We start from the raw sequence: 14,575 nt of genomic DNA on the forward strand, positions 1-14,575 counted from the left end.
AATCTGCCGGCCGGCTGCCGATGAAAACTTTGTATCTGGAGGTTTGACACCAAAGTTCTACGACCCATGGGAGCGGTACGATGAGGCATCTTTCCATCAAGTGGAGCCTGACGGCAGCCCTGGCCGCGCTTGTACTGATGATCGGATTGATCAGTGGGTTGGGGTTCTATTCCAACAGCAGCAGTGGAGCCGCCCTGCACGAGCTGGCGGAAACCAACGCTCAGCTCTCCAACCTGGCCAATCGCGCCCAGGTCAACGTACTGCGTGCGCAGACCTTTCTCGACCGCTATGCCGCCCACAGCGCCCAGGGCAACCCCGATCTTGGCCGCGAAAATCAGGAAATGGCCATGGCGGCGGTGGAGACCGCGCAGGGGCGTTTCGCCGAGTTCCGGCAGATTGCCATCGCGCCTGACGATACCCGCGCACCCTACGTTGCCGCCATTGCCGAGGCCTACGATGCCTACGTCAACGAAGGGCTGGTACCGCTGCTGGATGCCGCCCCCTTTCTGGTTCAGCGCCGGCAGGACCAGTTGGCCGAACTGGGGGCAGGTCTGGACCATGCCATGGAGGCCTTCATTGCCTACAGCGATCAGCGTGGCGCCGTTGCCATCGCAGAGGTGAAAACCCTGACCAATCGCATCGGGGCGACTGCTCTCGGTCTGCTGATCGTGGCTCTGGCTGCCGCCTTCCTCATTCGCCTTGCCATGATGCGCGTGGTCGTGACCCCCTTGCGTGACGCCATTGCCCATTTCGAGCGCATCGCCGATGGCGACCTGACAGCACGTATCGAGGATCGCGGCCGCAACGAGATCGGCCAGCTCTACGGTGCCTTGGGGCGCATGCAGGAAAAGCTCAAGACGCTGGTGGTGTCGCTGCGGCAAAGCAGCGAATTCGTCTTCACCGGTGCCGGAGAGATTGCTGCGGGCAGCCAGGACCTCTCGTCGCGTACCGAGGAGCAGGCCGCCGCCCTGCAGCAGACGGCTTCCAGCATGGAGGAGATGGCCTCCACGGTGAGCAAGAATACCGACACCGCCATCGAGGCCGACCGGCTTGCCGCTTCGGCTTCGCAAACCGCCGAGGCGGGGGGCGAAGAGGTGGAGCGTACCGTCAAGCTGATGCGCGAGATTTCCGAGAGTGCCAAACGCATCAACGAGATCATCGGCGTGATCGACTCCATCGCCTTCCAGACCAACATCCTGGCGCTCAATGCCTCGGTCGAGGCGGCGCGGGCGGGTGAGCAGGGCCGCGGCTTCGCCGTGGTGGCAAGCGAGGTTCGCTCCCTGGCCAGCCGCAGTGCGGAGTCGGCCAGAGAGATCCGTAACCTGATCGAAGCCACTACCAGCCAGATCGGTACCGGTGCCGAACAGGCCGAGCGCAGCGGTGAAACCATCAATGCCACCGTCGACTCGATTCGGCAGGTCACCGCGCTGATGGCCGAGATCTCCACCGCGACACGGGAGCAGAACAGCGGCATCGAGCAGATCAACTCGGCGCTTACCGAGATGGACTCCGTCACCCAGCAGAATGCCTCTCTGGTCCAGCAGACGAGCGCCGCCGCCGCCTCGCTGGAGCAGCAATCAAGCAGCCTGGCGGCACTGATCGCCACCTTCCGCGTCGACGAACAAGCCATGTCGGCTACCGCCGCAACTCAACCGCAAGATCGCCGCCGCCCGGGGCAGAATCCAACGACACCAGACGCTGCCGATAAGCATCGGCTCGTCAAGCTGGTCGATCCCAAGCCGGCCGGTACCCGCAAGCGCACCGCCGCCGAAGAGGACTGGAGCGAGTTCTAGGCTGGCGTATCGGGGCGAGTCTTGAGGAAAGGCTGTAAATTTTTGTGAAAACAAAGGCTTGGCATAAATTGCGCGACTAGACTGCGAACCAGGATGGATGGCAGAAGGAGCGCAACATGACAAGGGATTCCACATCCAACAGCCTGCCCAGAGCCACCGCAGGCGAAACGTTGGCGGTGATGGGCGATGTCTTCGTACCCAACATCGCCAAGGGCGTGATCATTCGGCGGCCCAAGGTAGTGGGTTTAGCGGAAAAACTCGGTCTGGATGAGCGGGCCGTGCGTCGTCTGCAGACGCTCAACGAGAAGTACGGCTCGGGCCCGCTGATGCTCAACACGCCCGAGGGCAAGCCGATGGCGCTGATCCTCGACCCCGACCACGCCAACCGGGTGCTTAACGAAACCCCCGAGCCGTTCGCCACGGCGGAATGGGCCAAGCGCAAGGCGCTGGAGCACTTCGAGCCCGATATGGCACTGGTTTCTCACGGACCCGAACGGGCCGAGCGCCGCCGTTTCAATGAAGAGGTGCTGCAGAGCGAATGTCCGGTGCATGGTCTGGGGGCTCGTTTCGTGCAGGTGGTCGAGCAAGAGGCCGATGAGCTGCTCACCCGGGTCGAACGTCATGAGGGCAAGCTCGACTGGGACATGTTCGAAGCGACCTGGAATCGCGTGGTGCGCCGTGTGGTGCTGGGCGATACCGCCCGCGACGACCAGGCCCTGACGGAGATGCTGGAAAAGCTGCGCAGCGCGGCTAACTGGGCCTTCTTTCACCCGGGCCACAACCGTGTGAAGGACGACTTTCTCGAACGCATCCGTGCCTATCTCGAGCGTGGCGAAGAAGGCAGCCTGGCGGGGGAGATCGCCCGCACGCCGACCAACGAGACCACCCAGCCCGAGCATCAGGTACCGCAGTACCTGTTCGCCTTCGACCCGGCGGGTATGGCCACCTTCCGCGCCCTGGCGCTGCTTGCCGCTCACCCCAATCAGGCCGAGCGGGCCCAGGCCGAGATCGCCGATCATGCCGGCCATCCGGCGCCCAGGCTGGAGTTCCTGCGATCCTGTCTGCTCGAGTCGCTACGCTTATGGCCCACCACGCCCATGGTGCTGCGCCAGGCCACCGAGGCAACCGAGTGGGAGAACGGCACCATGCCAGCCGAAACGTCGATCCTGATCCTGGCGCCCTATTTCCATCGCGATGACCGCCACCTGAATGAAGCCGATCGCTTCAATCCGGACCTGTGGCTGGAGCCGGATGCCGCTGGCGACTGGCCGCTGATCCCCTTCAGCGGTGGTACCGGCATCTGCCCAGGGCGCCGCGTGGTGCAGACGGTGACCAGCCACATGCTGGCCAAGCTGCTGCGAGGCCGGGAGTTCCAGCTGAACCCACCGACGCGCCTGCTCAGCAGCAAACCGATGCCGCCGCTGCTCAACAACTACGACCTGGAGTTCAAGGTCGGTAGCAGGTAGGAGCCATCAGCGATACCGCGCTACCGAAGCATGAGGGGCGCGGTGTCGCTCAACTGAGGGCTTGTCGCTGCCTGCGTCTCAGGGTCTTGTCCTCGTACATGCGCTCGTCGGCCAGGGTAAGCACTTCCTGGGCAGGCACCTCGGTGGAGCTGGCACCGCCGAGGCTCAAGCGAAGCTCCAGCGTCAATTGCTTGCCATCGGCGGTGGTAATGGCACAGCGCTGTCCTTCGATATGCGTTCTGATCAGATTGGCCAGACGATTCGCGGCCGCAATGTCCGCGGAGGGAAAAAGGACGACGAATTCGTCACCGCCGTAGCGGGCCAGGATGTCGCTGGCGCGGCAGTGCACCTGCAGACGCTCGGCCACCGTAGTGATGAGTTGGTCGCCCGCGACATGGCCGTAGCGGTCGTTCACCACCTTGAGCCCGTCGACATCCATCATCAACACGGCAAAATCCAGGCTTGGCGTCTGTCCCTTGCCCTGGACGCTCAACTGCAGCGCCGATTCGAAGAAGCCACGATTGTAGAGACCGGTCAGCCCGTCTCGCTCTGCCGTTTTCTTCAATGCGAGGTGAAGTAGCTTGTTCTCGGTGGCTGCCGCCAACTGATCGAGGAAAAGGGGCAGCATGCGCTCCAACTGGCCATCCAACTTGGGTGCGCGTACGATCAGCCAGCCATCGTACAGGCTGAGGCGACCCGCCATCGAGGTAGCGTAAAGCTGCTCGCCGACACTCTTCTCGCGCAGCTTGATGACACTTTCCTGGTGATCATGAAGTGTTGCCAGCAGGCCGCCCAGCCGTCGCTCATCCTCTACGCCGAGCTGCAGTCCGGCCACGGCGGCGTAGCGTGTCACTTCGGGTCGATTCCGCTCCTGGAGAAACACGGCGAATCCGTACTCGGGGAAATCGTCATGCAGGTGTTTCAGGGAATCGTCCAGCAGCATATGAATGTTCGAGGCGCTGTTGGCGACGCCGCCCAGTTCGAGCAGGGCGTGAAAGACCCGGTTCTGAAACTTGGTCTCGCGCATGCTTCGACCGAGCTGGCGATTTTGCCCGTACATCACGTAGGCAATTGCCAGAAAATAGAGCACAGCGCCAGTTCCCTGATAGATGTCCAGCCCGTTACTGACGTAAGGCCGAATCTCGAATCCGGTCAGTGCGCTCCAGCCCAGGGCGCCGCCGATGAACAGTGCCATGGCAACCAGCATGCGGCGCGGACCAGCTACCACCATGTTGTTCATGAAGCAGGCGAGTGCGATAGAGAGGGTGCCCAGTACGTAAAAATCCAGCACGCTGCACCACGCGCCGAACAACAGGCTGTCACATAGCAGGTTCTTGAACTCGGCCCGCTTCGAATCCTGCGCCCTGGCAGCGTGCAGGTAGGCGATTCCCGGCCATAGCAGCAGGAGCATCCCTGGTAGAATCAGCGACCAGCCGCGGCCTTCCACCAGTGCGATCCATACCGTGAGGCCGAAGGTGTGGAGAAAGGCAAAGGCACGGGGAGGGAGCGTTGCCAGGGCGAGTCGATGAGGACGCCTGGTACCGAACAGCTTTTGAGAGAGGGTCTTGTATGTCAGCAAGATCTCGGTCTGTCGAATGAGCCAAATGAGCAAGACGCGCTAGTTCAGGAACCTCGGACGTCTCGGGCGATTTTTCTAACAGCCTAGCATTAGTGAAACCAGTAGACAGTATCGATCAATGGGTTTCTTGGCATTCCGGTCAATGCCCTTTATTCAATGGTTATGAAGAGGAGTGGCCGTGACGCATCGAGAGTGGCAAGGCGCTACACTGTGGTGAGTTGCCAGTAAGGAACTCATCATGACGCCTCCCTCCAAGCCACTGTTCTGGCGCGATACGCGCATGCCCTACGTGGAGCTGCGCAAGGTCGAGGACGGTCGCAAGGTCTGCTATGCGCCGCACAGTCATACCCAATGGTCGCTGGGGGCAATCACCGCGGGAGAGAGTAACTTCCGCTACCGGGACGACCGTCATCACGTGAGGGCCGGCACCCTGGTGATGATGAACCCCGGGTGGATGCACGCCTGCAGCGCCATCGAGGACCGGCCTTGGGGCTATCTGATGCTCTACGTGGATGCCGGGTGGCTGACGGCGTTGCGCTACCAGGCAGGGTTGCTGGAGGCACCCCATTGGCAGGACCTCGCCACCGCGGTGATCGATGAGGAAAAGTGGTACCAAGGGTACTGCCGCATGGCAGCCTGCCTGTTGGACCCCAACCGTGACCTGCTCGACAAGCAGACCGAAGTGGTGGAATACCTTTCGGCGCTGATGCACGAGCTGGCCGGCCAGCCGGCACGGCTGTTGGCACGGGCGCCGGCCACGCTCACGGCGTTGGCTAGCTATCTTGACGAGCACGCCAGCGACGACATATCGCTGGACGACTTGTGCGAGCTTAGCGGCTACAGTGCCGGCCACCTGATTCGCGCCTTCAAGCGCCATTTCGGGTTCACGCCGCATGCCTATCTGGTCAATCGGCGCATCCAGCTCGGCCAGCACGAGCTGAAGAACGGCACGCCGATTGCCGAAGCGGCGTTGAACGCGGGCTTTGCCGACCAGTCGCACTTTCAGCGCACCTTCAAGCGCATGGTGGCCGCCACGCCGCAGCAGTATCGCCAGCCCTCACTCGAGCAATAGCCCCTCACTCGAGCAAAAGATAGAGGCAACTGGCGGCCAGCAATAGCGCTAGGGTGCGATTCACCGTCACCAGTACCGTCGGGCGGTGCACGTAGCGGCGCAGAAAGGCGCCGGCATAGACCCAACTGCCCAGCGACAGCCAGCAGATCGGCAGATAGAGGGAGGCGAACAGCAACACCTGATTCAGGTCACTGCCGCTGGTGTAGGCCCCGATACCCGATGCCGACGCCAGCCACGCCTTGGGGTTGAGCCACTGCATCAGGGCTCCCGTCATGAAGCTCGGTGCCCGTTGGGCCTCGTTCTCGGGCAGGTGGCCATCGTCGCGGAACAGCCGCCAGCTCAGGTAGAGCAGAAACGCCACGCCGGCCCAGCGCAGAGCTTGCTCGAGGCCCGGCACCCGCTCTAGTGTCGAATAGAGCCCCAGCCCCACGGCAACGAAGAGCGCAATGAAACCCAGCGTGGCGCCAGTGACGAACACCAGCCCCTGGGCAAGCGGATAGCGCGTACCGCTGCTCAGGCATACCAGGTTCACCGGCCCGGGCGAGATCGAAGCCGCAAGGGCAAACGCCGACATCGGCAGAATCATGGCAAGGCTCATCGTCATCCTCCTGGGTGGCAATGGCCTGAGTCTGCCGCTGCGGCGCGGTGCGGTATTGAAGGAAATTGATGTGGGATCAAGTCAGCGGCTACCGGCCAGGTCGGCCGGTAGCTTGAAGAGTGGTGCCTATTTGCCCAGCGCCTCCAGCAGCAGCTTGGCGGTGGGCTCCGACGAGGGCGGGTTCTGCCCGGTGATCAGCTTGCCGTCCTGGCGAGCATAAGGGGTGAACACATCCGCCTTGGAGTAGTGGGCGCCACCCTCCTTGAGGGCATTTTCCACCAGGTGCGGCACCACTTCGGTAAGGCCAACGGCCGCTTCCTCTTCGTTCGTGAAGCCGGTGACCTGTCGGCCGCGGATGATCGGATTGCCTTCGGGATCGCGAGCGTGGATCAGCACGATGGGCGCGTGGCACACGGCAGCCACCGGCTTCTGCTGCGCCCAGAAAGTTTCGACCAGGCGGATCGAATCCGTATCGTCGACCAGATCCCACAGCGGACCGTGGCCGCCGGGGTAGAAGATGGCGTCGAAATCGTCGGCGCTGACCTCGCTCAGCTTGTGCGTATTGGCCAGCGCCTGCTGGGCCTGATCGTCCTGCTGGAAGCGACGGGTCGCGTCTGTCTGGCTCTCCTCGGCGTCGCTCTTCGGGTCCAGCGGTGGCTTGCCGCCCTTGGGCGAGGCCAGCACCACCTCGGCGCCGGCATCCAGGCAGACGTAGTAGGGAGCCGCCAGTTCCTCCAGCCAGAAGCCGGTGGGCTCGCCGGTATCGCCGAGGCGGTCGTGGGAAGTGAGTACCATCAGAATACGTGGGCTCATGAGGCTCTCCTTTCTTGATGCCGGTGGGCAACCGGGTCCATGGTGGTCGAAAGGCTATACAGGAGCGTAGCGTGTCCACCACCGCAAGGCCTAATTTCAAGATTCACCCACCCGGGCTCGGTCAGGGCTACTCTATGAGGTGCGTCGTCCGTGACGCCGGGCGGATAGCGATGACGTCACCTATTGCAGGTTCAAGGTTTTCTATGGCTGATCAGACGGACACGAAAAAAGCACGAACGACCCTGAGTGTTTCCCAATTGACGTGTATTGAGCTCTTCGAGGGGCTCGGGCATGAAAAAGCCGTATCTGGCGAGCTGGAAGTCACGATTAACTTTCATCCTGACCGATTGACCTTATCGGGGATTCCCCTGCTGCACGCCATTGCCAAGGACGGTGTGCTCAAGTGCCAGTTCGAAACAGGGACCAGCAATGGGGGGCTGAGCGCTTTTCCGGGTGGTGGGCGATGGGCGTGGGAAAGTCGCGCATTCAAGGGCTCCTACGATAGCGGTGAGCCTTCTGCACGTCCGAAGTATGGCGCCTTGAACTACAAGAAGCTTGGTTCGGGCGGCTCTCCTCGCTTCGGCTCCTCGTATTTCAAGCTCAAGCCGGAGTTGCTGGATAGGACCACGTTCTGTTACCCGGAAAGCTTTTTTGGGCCCAGGAGCTATGGCGTCGGATGTCGGGTAGGCCACTTGATCGAGATGGCGGATGCCGACGAGACGGATTTGCTTGATAACTATATCGAAGCGCATATTCGCCGGTGCGTTCGTTCAGGTACGCGCTCGTTCGAATGATCATTGCAATCGAGGCTAGACTGCGAATGGACCTGACACGCAGCCAAGGAGGAGAAACATGTTGCTCGAAGGTTCCTGCCACTGCGGCGCGGTTCGTTTCAGCGTCGAGTCGCCGCATCCTTACCCTTACCAGCGCTGCTACTGTTCGATCTGCCGCAAGACCGCCGGTGGGGGCGGCTACGCCATCAATCTGAGCGGTCTCGCCGAAACGCTGCAGGTCGAGGGGGCAAAGCATCAGGGCATTTATCATGCCGTGATCGATGGTCAAAAGAGCTCCGGCGAGCGGCACTTCTGCAAACAGTGCGCCTCGGCGCTATGGGTCTTCGATCCCGGCTGGCCCGAGCTGGTACATCCGTTTGCATCGGCCATCGACACCGAGCTGCCGGTGCCGCCGGAGCGGGTCCATCTGCTGCTGGACAGCAAAGCCGCCTGGGTGGAGGTCGAGACGAAGCAAGGCGACCAGTGCTTCGCCGGCTACCCCGAAGAGAGCATCGCCGAGTGGCATCAGCGCAGAGGGCTGGAAACGCCTTGAGCTTCTCGGCCAGGCTCACTTTCGCCTCAGGTTGTCGATGGCGCCTTTTCTCAGCATCTTGAGCAGGCCGGTTCGGCACGCTCTGAACAGGGGATAGAGCCGTGCCGTGCGCTCGGGGCTGGCAAACAGCCGATACATCAGGCGATTGAACAGGCCGCTGCGAGTCCCGAGCAGAGTAAGGCGGTGCAGGGCTTCGCTGCCGTGATACCAGCGTTCGCCTACCTGCAGGGCAAAGCCCTCGTCCAGGTCGAAGCCCATGGCGGTCAGTTCGCGGCGCGCCTCACTGTCCTGCCTGGCATCGATCAGTTCGAGTTCGCCCACGTCCCGGCGGACACGCTGCCAGCGTACGTAGCTTCGGCACATGGGACACTCGCCGTCGTACACCAGTCGCAGGCAACGGTTCGCAGGAGCCGGCACGTTCGAATCATCCTCTGACGGCATTTTTCCTTCCTTTCGTATGTAGGCTGCTTGCACCAGCATGGAGCCTGGAGCGTATACAGGCCAAGCTAGCGCTTACATTCAGAAGGAGATCGGCATGAGCCAGGGCTACAAGACACCCCCAGACCAGATCGACATGCAGCGCGCCGAGCACAAGATCCGCTCTGCGGGAGCGCTCGGCTTCGTACTTTTCGGCATGGCGGTGGGTGCAGCCTACTGGCTCTTGCCTGTATTCATCGCTTTTCCCGTCGAGCTCGGGGAGCGCCTGGCCTTTGCCGCACGTGCCGGTGCCGTGGTGCTGTTCTGCGTGCTGGTGGGTGTCGGCCTGGTCTCTACCACCCGCCGGTTTTCGCCTGAGGATATCGGCGGCTCGGCTGCCGGGCCGCCGAGCGAGAGGCTCGCCATCTATGTGGCGTTCCTGCAGAACACCCTGGAGCAAGCGGTATTGGCGGTCGGGTTCTATGTTGCCTATGCCAGCCTGGTGGCAGGGGCGTGGCTCTCGCTCATTCCTGTCAGCGTGGCGTTCTTCATTGTCGGCCGCGTGCTGTTTCTGCGTGGCTACCGGCAAGGTGTGGAAGGGCGTGCGCTGGGCATGGTGCTGACCATGACCCCTGCCATCGTGGGCTATCCGGTCGTGTTTATCCTAATCTTGACTAACGCAATCACTACCTGAACTGAGAATTTTCGCCGCCAGGACCTGACAGGAGAGCTTTCATGGACGAATCGAAGCAACGCGAGCTGATCGAGCAGTACGTCGCTGCCTATAACGACTTCGACATCGAAGGCATGCTGGCCGTCCTGGCACCGGACGTCGAGTTCGAGAATTACTCGGGCGAGGAGCTGACGGCCTCGGCGAGCGGTATCGAGGAGTTCCGTTTGCTCGCACAGCGGGCCAAGGGGCTCTTCACCGAGCGCTTTCAGCGTGTGACCTCTCTGGTCTTCCACCAAGATGGCGCCACGGCCGAGATCGATTACCGCGGCCGCCTGGCGCAGGACATGCCCGGCGGGCCGAAGGCGGGCAGCCTGCTCGAACTGAATGGCACCACCGAGTTCACGTTCGGCGGAGAGCGGATCGTCAGCATCGTCGACCGTAGCTAAATTGGCCATCGGCCGCTATGGGACACCTAATGGAAGCAAATATCGCCATACGTGAAGAAACAGCTGCCGATATCAATGCCATACACGACCTAACTGTCGCGGCTTTTCGAGAAATGGAACACAGCAGCTATACCGAGCAGTTCATCGTCGCCGGATTACGCGCCGCTGGCGCTTTGGCAGTATCGCTGGTGGCGGAGAGGGAAGGTCGGGTAGTGGGTCATATCGCTTTCTCGCCGGTAAGCATCTCGGATGACACCACGGGCTGGTATGGCTTGGGGCCGGTTTCCGTACTGCCGGAATACCAGCGGCAGGGTATCGGCAAGGCGCTGATCGAAGAGGGCTTGGCTCGGCTGCAAGCCATAGGCGCCCAAGGCTGCTGTCTCGTCGGCCACCCTGAGTATTACGTCAAGTTCGGGTTCCGTCATGTGCCTGGGCTCGTCTACGAGGGAGTGCCAGCGGAGTATTTCTTCGCCTTGCCCTTCGGCGATCATGTTCCGCAGGGTAGCGTTACCTTCCATGAAGCTTTTCTTGCGGATGGACAATCATGAAAACCCAGTACTACACCGCAGCCAGTCTCGATGGCTTCATTGCCACGGAAGAGGACTCCCTGGAGTGGCTGTTCACTCTGGCCGACCTGAGCGATTCCAGCTATCCGGCATTCATCGCCGAGGTGGGCGCGTTGGCCATGGGAGCTTCCACCTACGAGTGGATCCTGCGCAATGCCGATACCGTGGCGGCCGAAACCGGCTCGCCATGGCCCTACGCCCAGCCGACCTGGGTGTTCACCCATCGCGACCTGGCGATTCCCGAAGGAGCGGACGTCCGCTTCGTGCAGGGGGAGGTGGGGCCTATCCATGAAGAGATGCGTGCAGCCGCGGGAGGAAAAAACCTCTGGATCGTCGGTGGGGGCGATCTGGCGGGGCAGTTTCACGATGCCGGCCTGCTCGATGAGCTCATCGTCCAGATTGGCTCCGTTACCCTGGGCAAGGGTAAGCCGCTCTTTCCACGCCGCGTGCTGAGCCCAACCCTGCGCCTCGAATCGGTACGCCAGATGGGTACCGGTATGGTCGAGTTGCGGTATGGGGTGGCCGCAAGGGAGGTATCGCATTGAAAAAGGTCCTGGTGGTTACCGGCGGCAGCCGGGGCATCGGTGCAGCCACCGCCCGCCTGGCCGCGGCCAGAGGCTACGCCGTGTGCATCAACTATCGCCACAACGAGGCGGCAGCACAGGCCGTAGTCGAGGAGATCGCCCACGCCGGCGGCAAAGCCATTGCCATAGCGGGCGATGTCGGCCACGAGGCCGACGTGATGCGCCTGTTTGCCGAAGTCGATGAGAAGCTCGGACCGGTCGCGGCGCTGGTCAACAACGCCGGTATCCTGGAAAGGCAGATGCGAGTGGAGGAGATGGACGCCTCGCGCCTGAACCGGGTACTGACCACCAACGTGATCGGCAGCTTTCTCTGCACCCGGGAGGCCGTACGGCGGATGTCGACCCGGCACGGTGGGCAGGGTGGGGCGATCGTCAACGTCTCCTCCATCGCCTCGCGGCTCGGCGCGCCGGATGAGTACGTCGACTACGCCGCTGCCAAAGGCGCTATCGACAGCTTCACCATCGGCCTGGCCAAGGAGGTCGCGGGCGAGGGCATCCGTGTCAACGCCGTGCGCCCCGGGGTGATCTACACCGAGATCCATGCCAGCGGAGGCGAGCCCGACAGGGTCGAGCGCGTGAAGGCGGGCGTGCCCATGCAGCGCGGCGGCCAGCCGGAAGAGGTGGCCCGCGCCATCCTCTGGCTGCTCTCCGACGAAGCCTCGTACTCTACCGGCACGCTGCTGGACGTAACCGGCGGAAGATAGCGGTGGAAGACAGCGACATCAGGTCATGCTTTTAGCCTAAGGTCTATGTTGCGTTCAGCGTTACCCAATGTTAATTTGCGTAAACAAAGCCGCAGAGACGGCTCTGACGAAAAAAACACAAGTATGCAGGGAACTACCCGGTAACCAGTTTGCCGGGTAGATTCTTATGTGCCCTACCGCCAGACTCCCACAGCTTCCTCTTCCGACTCGCGGCGTACTGCCGGGCTTTCCTCCCTTGCCGTCGGTTACCGAAAGCGCCCGGGTGGTGTGATAGACTGCGCGCCTCGGCCTGCGCCAGCAACACTTCCCCATCGGTAGCCCGTCATGGAAATCAAAGTCAATTTTCTCGAAAATCTCAGGCTTGAAGCCAAGTTTGACGATTTCACCGTCATCACCGACCAGCCCATTCGCTACAAGGGCGACGGCTCGGCGCCAAGCCCGTTCGACTACTTCCTGGCATCTTCCGCGCTGTGTGCGGCCTACTTCGTGCGGGTCTACTGCCTGGCGCGCAACATCCCCACCGAGAACATCCGCCTCTCCCAGAACAACATCGTCGACCCGGAGAACCGCTACAACCAGATCTTCAAGATCCAGGTCGAGCTGCCGGAAGACATCTCCGAGAAGGATCGTGAGGGCATCCTGCGCTCCATCGACCGCTGCACCGTCAAGAAGGTGGTGCAGACCGGCCCCGAGTTCCAGATCGAGACGGTGGAGAACCTCGACGAGGACGCCCAGGCCCTACTGATGGTGCAGCCCGACGAGGACGCCTACACCTGGATCGAGGGCAAGGACCTGCCGCTGGAGCAGACCATCGCCAACATGTCCGCCATGCTGGCGGAGCTGGGCATGAAGATCGAGATCGCCTCCTGGCGCAACATCGTGCCCCACGTGTGGTCGCTGCACATTCGTGATGCCGCCTCGCCGATGTGCTTCACCAACGGCAAGGGCGCCACCAAGGAGAGCGCGCTGTGCTCGGCGCTGGGCGAGTTCATCGAGCGCCTGAGCTGCAACTTCTTCTACAACGACCAGTTCTTCGGCGAAGAGATAGCCAATAGCGCCTTCGTCCACTACCCCGACGAGGAGTGGTTCAAGCCCGGGCCCAACGACGAGCTGCCCGCAGGCATCCTCGACGACTACACCCGCGAGATCTACGACCCGGAGGGCGAGCTGCGCGGCTCGCACCTGATCGACACCAACTCCGGCAAGCGGGAGCGGGGCATCGTCGCCTTGCCCTTCGTGCGCCAGTCGGACGGCGAGACGGTCTACTTCCCCTCCAACCTGATCGAGAACCTCTACCTCAGCAACGGCATGAGCGCCGGTAACACGCTGCCTGAAGCGCAGGTGCAGTGCCTCTCGGAGATCTTCGAGCGGGCGGTGAAGCGTGAGATCCTCGAACAGGAACTGGCGCTGCCGGACGTGCCCATGGAAGTGCTTGAGCGCTACCCGGGCATTCTCGAAGGCATTCAGGCCCTGGAGGCCCAGGGCTACCCGGTACTGGTCAAGGACGCCTCACTCGGCGGCCAGTTCCCGGTCATGTGCGTGACCCTGATGAACCCGCGCACCGGCGGCGTATTCGCCTCCTTCGGCGCCCACCCCAGCTTCGAGGTGGCGCTGGAGCGCAGCCTCACCGAGCTGCTGCAGGGCCGCAGCTTCGAGGGCCTGAACGACTTCCTGCCGCCGACCTTCAATTCCCAGGCCGTCTCCGAGCCCAACAACTTCGTCGAGCACTTCATCGACTCCTCGGGGCTGGTCTCCTGGCGCTTCTTCAGTGCCAGGAGTGAGTTCGAGTTCGCCGATTGGGACTTCTCCGGCAGCGGTTCCAACAGTACGGATGAAGAAGCAGCCACGCTGTTCGGCATTCTGGAAGAGCTGGGGCTCGAGGCCTACATGGCCGTGCACGAGGACCTGGGCGCACCGGTGTGCCGTATCCTGGTGCCGGGCTATTCCGAGGTGTACCCGGTGGAAGACCTGATCTGGGACAACACCAACATGGCGCTGGACTACCGCGAGGACATCCTCAATCTCCACGCCCTGAGCGACGAGAAGCTCGCCGACCTGTTGGCGCGCCTGGAGGAGAGCCAGCTCGACGAGCACATGGACATCATCACCCTGATCGGTATCGAGTTCGACGAGAACACCGTGTGGGGTCAGCTCACCATCCTCGAGCTGAAGCTGCTGATCCACCTGGCGCTGGGCCAGCACGAAGAGGCCCTGGAGCGGGTCGAGATGTTCCAGCAGTACAACGACAATACCGTGGAGCGCGGGCTGTTCTACCAGGCCGTGGCCGCGGTGCTGGAGATCGTGCTCGACGACGAGCTGGAACTTGACGACTACCTGCACAACCTCACCCGCATGTTCGGTGAGAAGACCATGGCCGCGGTGGTCGGCTCTGTCACCGGCGAGGTACGTTTCCATGGCCTCACGCCCACCAACATGCAGCTCGAAGGCCTGGAGAAGCACCAGCGCTTGATCGAGAGCTACAAGAAGCTGCACGCCCACCGCGCCAGGCGCGCAGGGGCGTGCACTCCCACCTGAGCG

The 14,575-nt window shown here is 62.3% G+C and carries 15 protein-coding genes; 11 read left to right on the forward strand and 4 right to left on the reverse strand.

Annotation, left to right across the window (positions count from 1 at the left end; translation table 11 throughout):
• The first annotated feature begins 80 nt into the window (after positions 1-80).
• Both HOP53_RS02035 and HOP53_RS02040 read left to right on the forward strand, forming a co-directional pair.
• Complete coding sequence (locus HOP53_RS02035) at positions 81-1,793, forward strand: methyl-accepting chemotaxis protein (RefSeq protein WP_234268463.1); 1,713 nt, start codon at positions 81-83, stop codon at positions 1,791-1,793.
• A 116-nt stretch (positions 1,794-1,909) separates the two neighbouring features.
• Positions 1,910-3,259, forward strand: a complete 1,350-nt coding sequence (locus HOP53_RS02040) for a cytochrome P450 (protein ID WP_234268464.1) — start codon at positions 1,910-1,912, stop codon at positions 3,257-3,259.
• 49 nt (positions 3,260-3,308) lie between these two features.
• Here HOP53_RS02040 and HOP53_RS02045 read toward each other — a convergent pair whose 3' ends face one another.
• On the reverse strand, positions 3,309-4,838 hold the full coding sequence (locus HOP53_RS02045) for a sensor domain-containing diguanylate cyclase (RefSeq protein WP_234268465.1): 1,530 nt from the start codon (positions 4,836-4,838) through the stop codon (positions 3,309-3,311).
• Positions 4,839-5,076: 238 nt separating this feature from the next.
• Between HOP53_RS02045 and HOP53_RS02050 the strand changes: the two genes are divergently transcribed.
• Positions 5,077-5,910, forward strand: a complete 834-nt coding sequence (locus HOP53_RS02050) for an AraC family transcriptional regulator (RefSeq protein ID WP_234268466.1) — start codon at positions 5,077-5,079, stop codon at positions 5,908-5,910.
• Positions 5,911-5,914: 4 nt separating this feature from the next.
• Here HOP53_RS02050 and HOP53_RS02055 read toward each other — a convergent pair whose 3' ends face one another.
• Complete coding sequence (locus tag HOP53_RS02055) at positions 5,915-6,508, reverse strand: LysE family translocator (RefSeq protein WP_234268467.1); 594 nt, start codon at positions 6,506-6,508, stop codon at positions 5,915-5,917.
• 126 nt (positions 6,509-6,634) lie between these two features.
• The gene (locus HOP53_RS02060) at positions 6,635-7,321 is read right to left on the reverse strand and encodes a type 1 glutamine amidotransferase domain-containing protein (protein ID WP_234268468.1); all 687 of its coding nucleotides are present in this window, start codon (positions 7,319-7,321) and stop codon (positions 6,635-6,637) included.
• Between the two features lie 71 nt (positions 7,322-7,392).
• On the opposite strand from HOP53_RS02060, the gene HOP53_RS02065 reads away from it, so the two are divergent.
• Positions 7,393-8,115 (forward strand): DUF3626 domain-containing protein, encoded by a 723-nt coding sequence (locus HOP53_RS02065; RefSeq protein WP_234268469.1) that lies wholly within the window; start codon positions 7,393-7,395, stop codon positions 8,113-8,115.
• A gap of 58 nt (positions 8,116-8,173) precedes the next feature.
• A complete protein-coding gene (locus tag HOP53_RS02070; protein ID WP_234268470.1) occupies positions 8,174-8,647 on the forward strand; it encodes a GFA family protein in 474 nt (157 codons plus the stop codon).
• A gap of 15 nt (positions 8,648-8,662) precedes the next feature.
• Here the strand turns inward: HOP53_RS02070 and HOP53_RS02075 are convergent, their stop codons facing one another.
• The gene (locus HOP53_RS02075; protein WP_338073284.1) at positions 8,663-9,127 is read right to left on the reverse strand and encodes a DCC1-like thiol-disulfide oxidoreductase family protein; all 465 of its coding nucleotides are present in this window, start codon (positions 9,125-9,127) and stop codon (positions 8,663-8,665) included.
• A 55-nt stretch (positions 9,128-9,182) separates the two neighbouring features.
• On the opposite strand from HOP53_RS02075, the gene HOP53_RS02080 reads away from it, so the two are divergent.
• From HOP53_RS02080 to HOP53_RS02105, 6 genes are all read left to right on the forward strand, one after another.
• Positions 9,183-9,758, forward strand: a complete 576-nt coding sequence (locus HOP53_RS02080; RefSeq protein WP_234268472.1) for a hypothetical protein — start codon at positions 9,183-9,185, stop codon at positions 9,756-9,758.
• Between the two features lie 41 nt (positions 9,759-9,799).
• Entirely contained in the window at positions 9,800-10,183 is a 384-nt protein-coding gene (locus HOP53_RS02085) for a nuclear transport factor 2 family protein (protein WP_234268473.1), read from the forward strand.
• 29 nt (positions 10,184-10,212) lie between these two features.
• A complete protein-coding gene (locus tag HOP53_RS02090; protein WP_234268474.1) occupies positions 10,213-10,731 on the forward strand; it encodes a GNAT family N-acetyltransferase in 519 nt (172 codons plus the stop codon).
• A complete protein-coding gene (locus HOP53_RS02095; RefSeq protein WP_234268475.1) occupies positions 10,728-11,294 on the forward strand; it encodes a dihydrofolate reductase family protein in 567 nt (188 codons plus the stop codon). The genes HOP53_RS02090 and HOP53_RS02095 overlap by 4 nt, the downstream gene beginning before the upstream one ends.
• Positions 11,291-12,037, forward strand: coding sequence for an SDR family oxidoreductase (locus tag HOP53_RS02100; protein ID WP_234268476.1), 747 nt, complete (start codon positions 11,291-11,293; stop codon positions 12,035-12,037). Before HOP53_RS02095 ends, HOP53_RS02100 begins: the two co-directional genes overlap by 4 nt.
• 324 nt (positions 12,038-12,361) lie before the next feature.
• On the forward strand, positions 12,362-14,572 hold the full coding sequence (locus HOP53_RS02105) for an OsmC domain/YcaO domain-containing protein (protein WP_234268477.1): 2,211 nt from the start codon (positions 12,362-12,364) through the stop codon (positions 14,570-14,572).
• The last annotated feature ends 3 nt before the right edge of the window (positions 14,573-14,575 follow it).

Source organism: Billgrantia ethanolica (assembly GCF_021404305.1).
Lineage (GTDB): Bacteria > Pseudomonadota > Gammaproteobacteria > Pseudomonadales > Halomonadaceae > Halomonas > Halomonas ethanolica.

What these genes read in the sequence shown, in the direction of transcription:
- HOP53_RS02050 (WP_234268466.1), top strand. Translation starts at nt 5,077, where the DNA reads ATGACGCCTCCCTCCAAGCCACTGTTCTGGCGCGATACGCGCATGCCC.
- HOP53_RS02080 (WP_234268472.1), top strand. Translation starts at nt 9,183, where the DNA reads ATGAGCCAGGGCTACAAGACACCCCCAGACCAGATCGACATGCAGCGC.
- HOP53_RS02055 (WP_234268467.1), bottom strand. Translation starts at nt 6,508, where the DNA reads ATGAGCCTTGCCATGATTCTGCCGATGTCGGCGTTTGCCCTTGCGGCT.
- HOP53_RS02070 (WP_234268470.1), top strand. Translation starts at nt 8,174, where the DNA reads ATGTTGCTCGAAGGTTCCTGCCACTGCGGCGCGGTTCGTTTCAGCGTC.
- HOP53_RS02095 (WP_234268475.1), top strand. Translation starts at nt 10,728, where the DNA reads ATGAAAACCCAGTACTACACCGCAGCCAGTCTCGATGGCTTCATTGCC.
- HOP53_RS02105 (WP_234268477.1), top strand. Translation starts at nt 12,362, where the DNA reads ATGGAAATCAAAGTCAATTTTCTCGAAAATCTCAGGCTTGAAGCCAAG.
- HOP53_RS02085 (WP_234268473.1), top strand. Translation starts at nt 9,800, where the DNA reads ATGGACGAATCGAAGCAACGCGAGCTGATCGAGCAGTACGTCGCTGCC.
- HOP53_RS02060 (WP_234268468.1), bottom strand. Translation starts at nt 7,321, where the DNA reads ATGAGCCCACGTATTCTGATGGTACTCACTTCCCACGACCGCCTCGGC.
- HOP53_RS02035 (WP_234268463.1), top strand. Translation starts at nt 81, where the DNA reads ATGAGGCATCTTTCCATCAAGTGGAGCCTGACGGCAGCCCTGGCCGCG.
- HOP53_RS02090 (WP_234268474.1), top strand. Translation starts at nt 10,213, where the DNA reads ATGGAAGCAAATATCGCCATACGTGAAGAAACAGCTGCCGATATCAAT.
- HOP53_RS02075 (WP_338073284.1), bottom strand. Translation starts at nt 9,127, where the DNA reads ATGCTGGTGCAAGCAGCCTACATACGAAAGGAAGGAAAAATGCCGTCA.
- HOP53_RS02040 (WP_234268464.1), top strand. Translation starts at nt 1,910, where the DNA reads ATGACAAGGGATTCCACATCCAACAGCCTGCCCAGAGCCACCGCAGGC.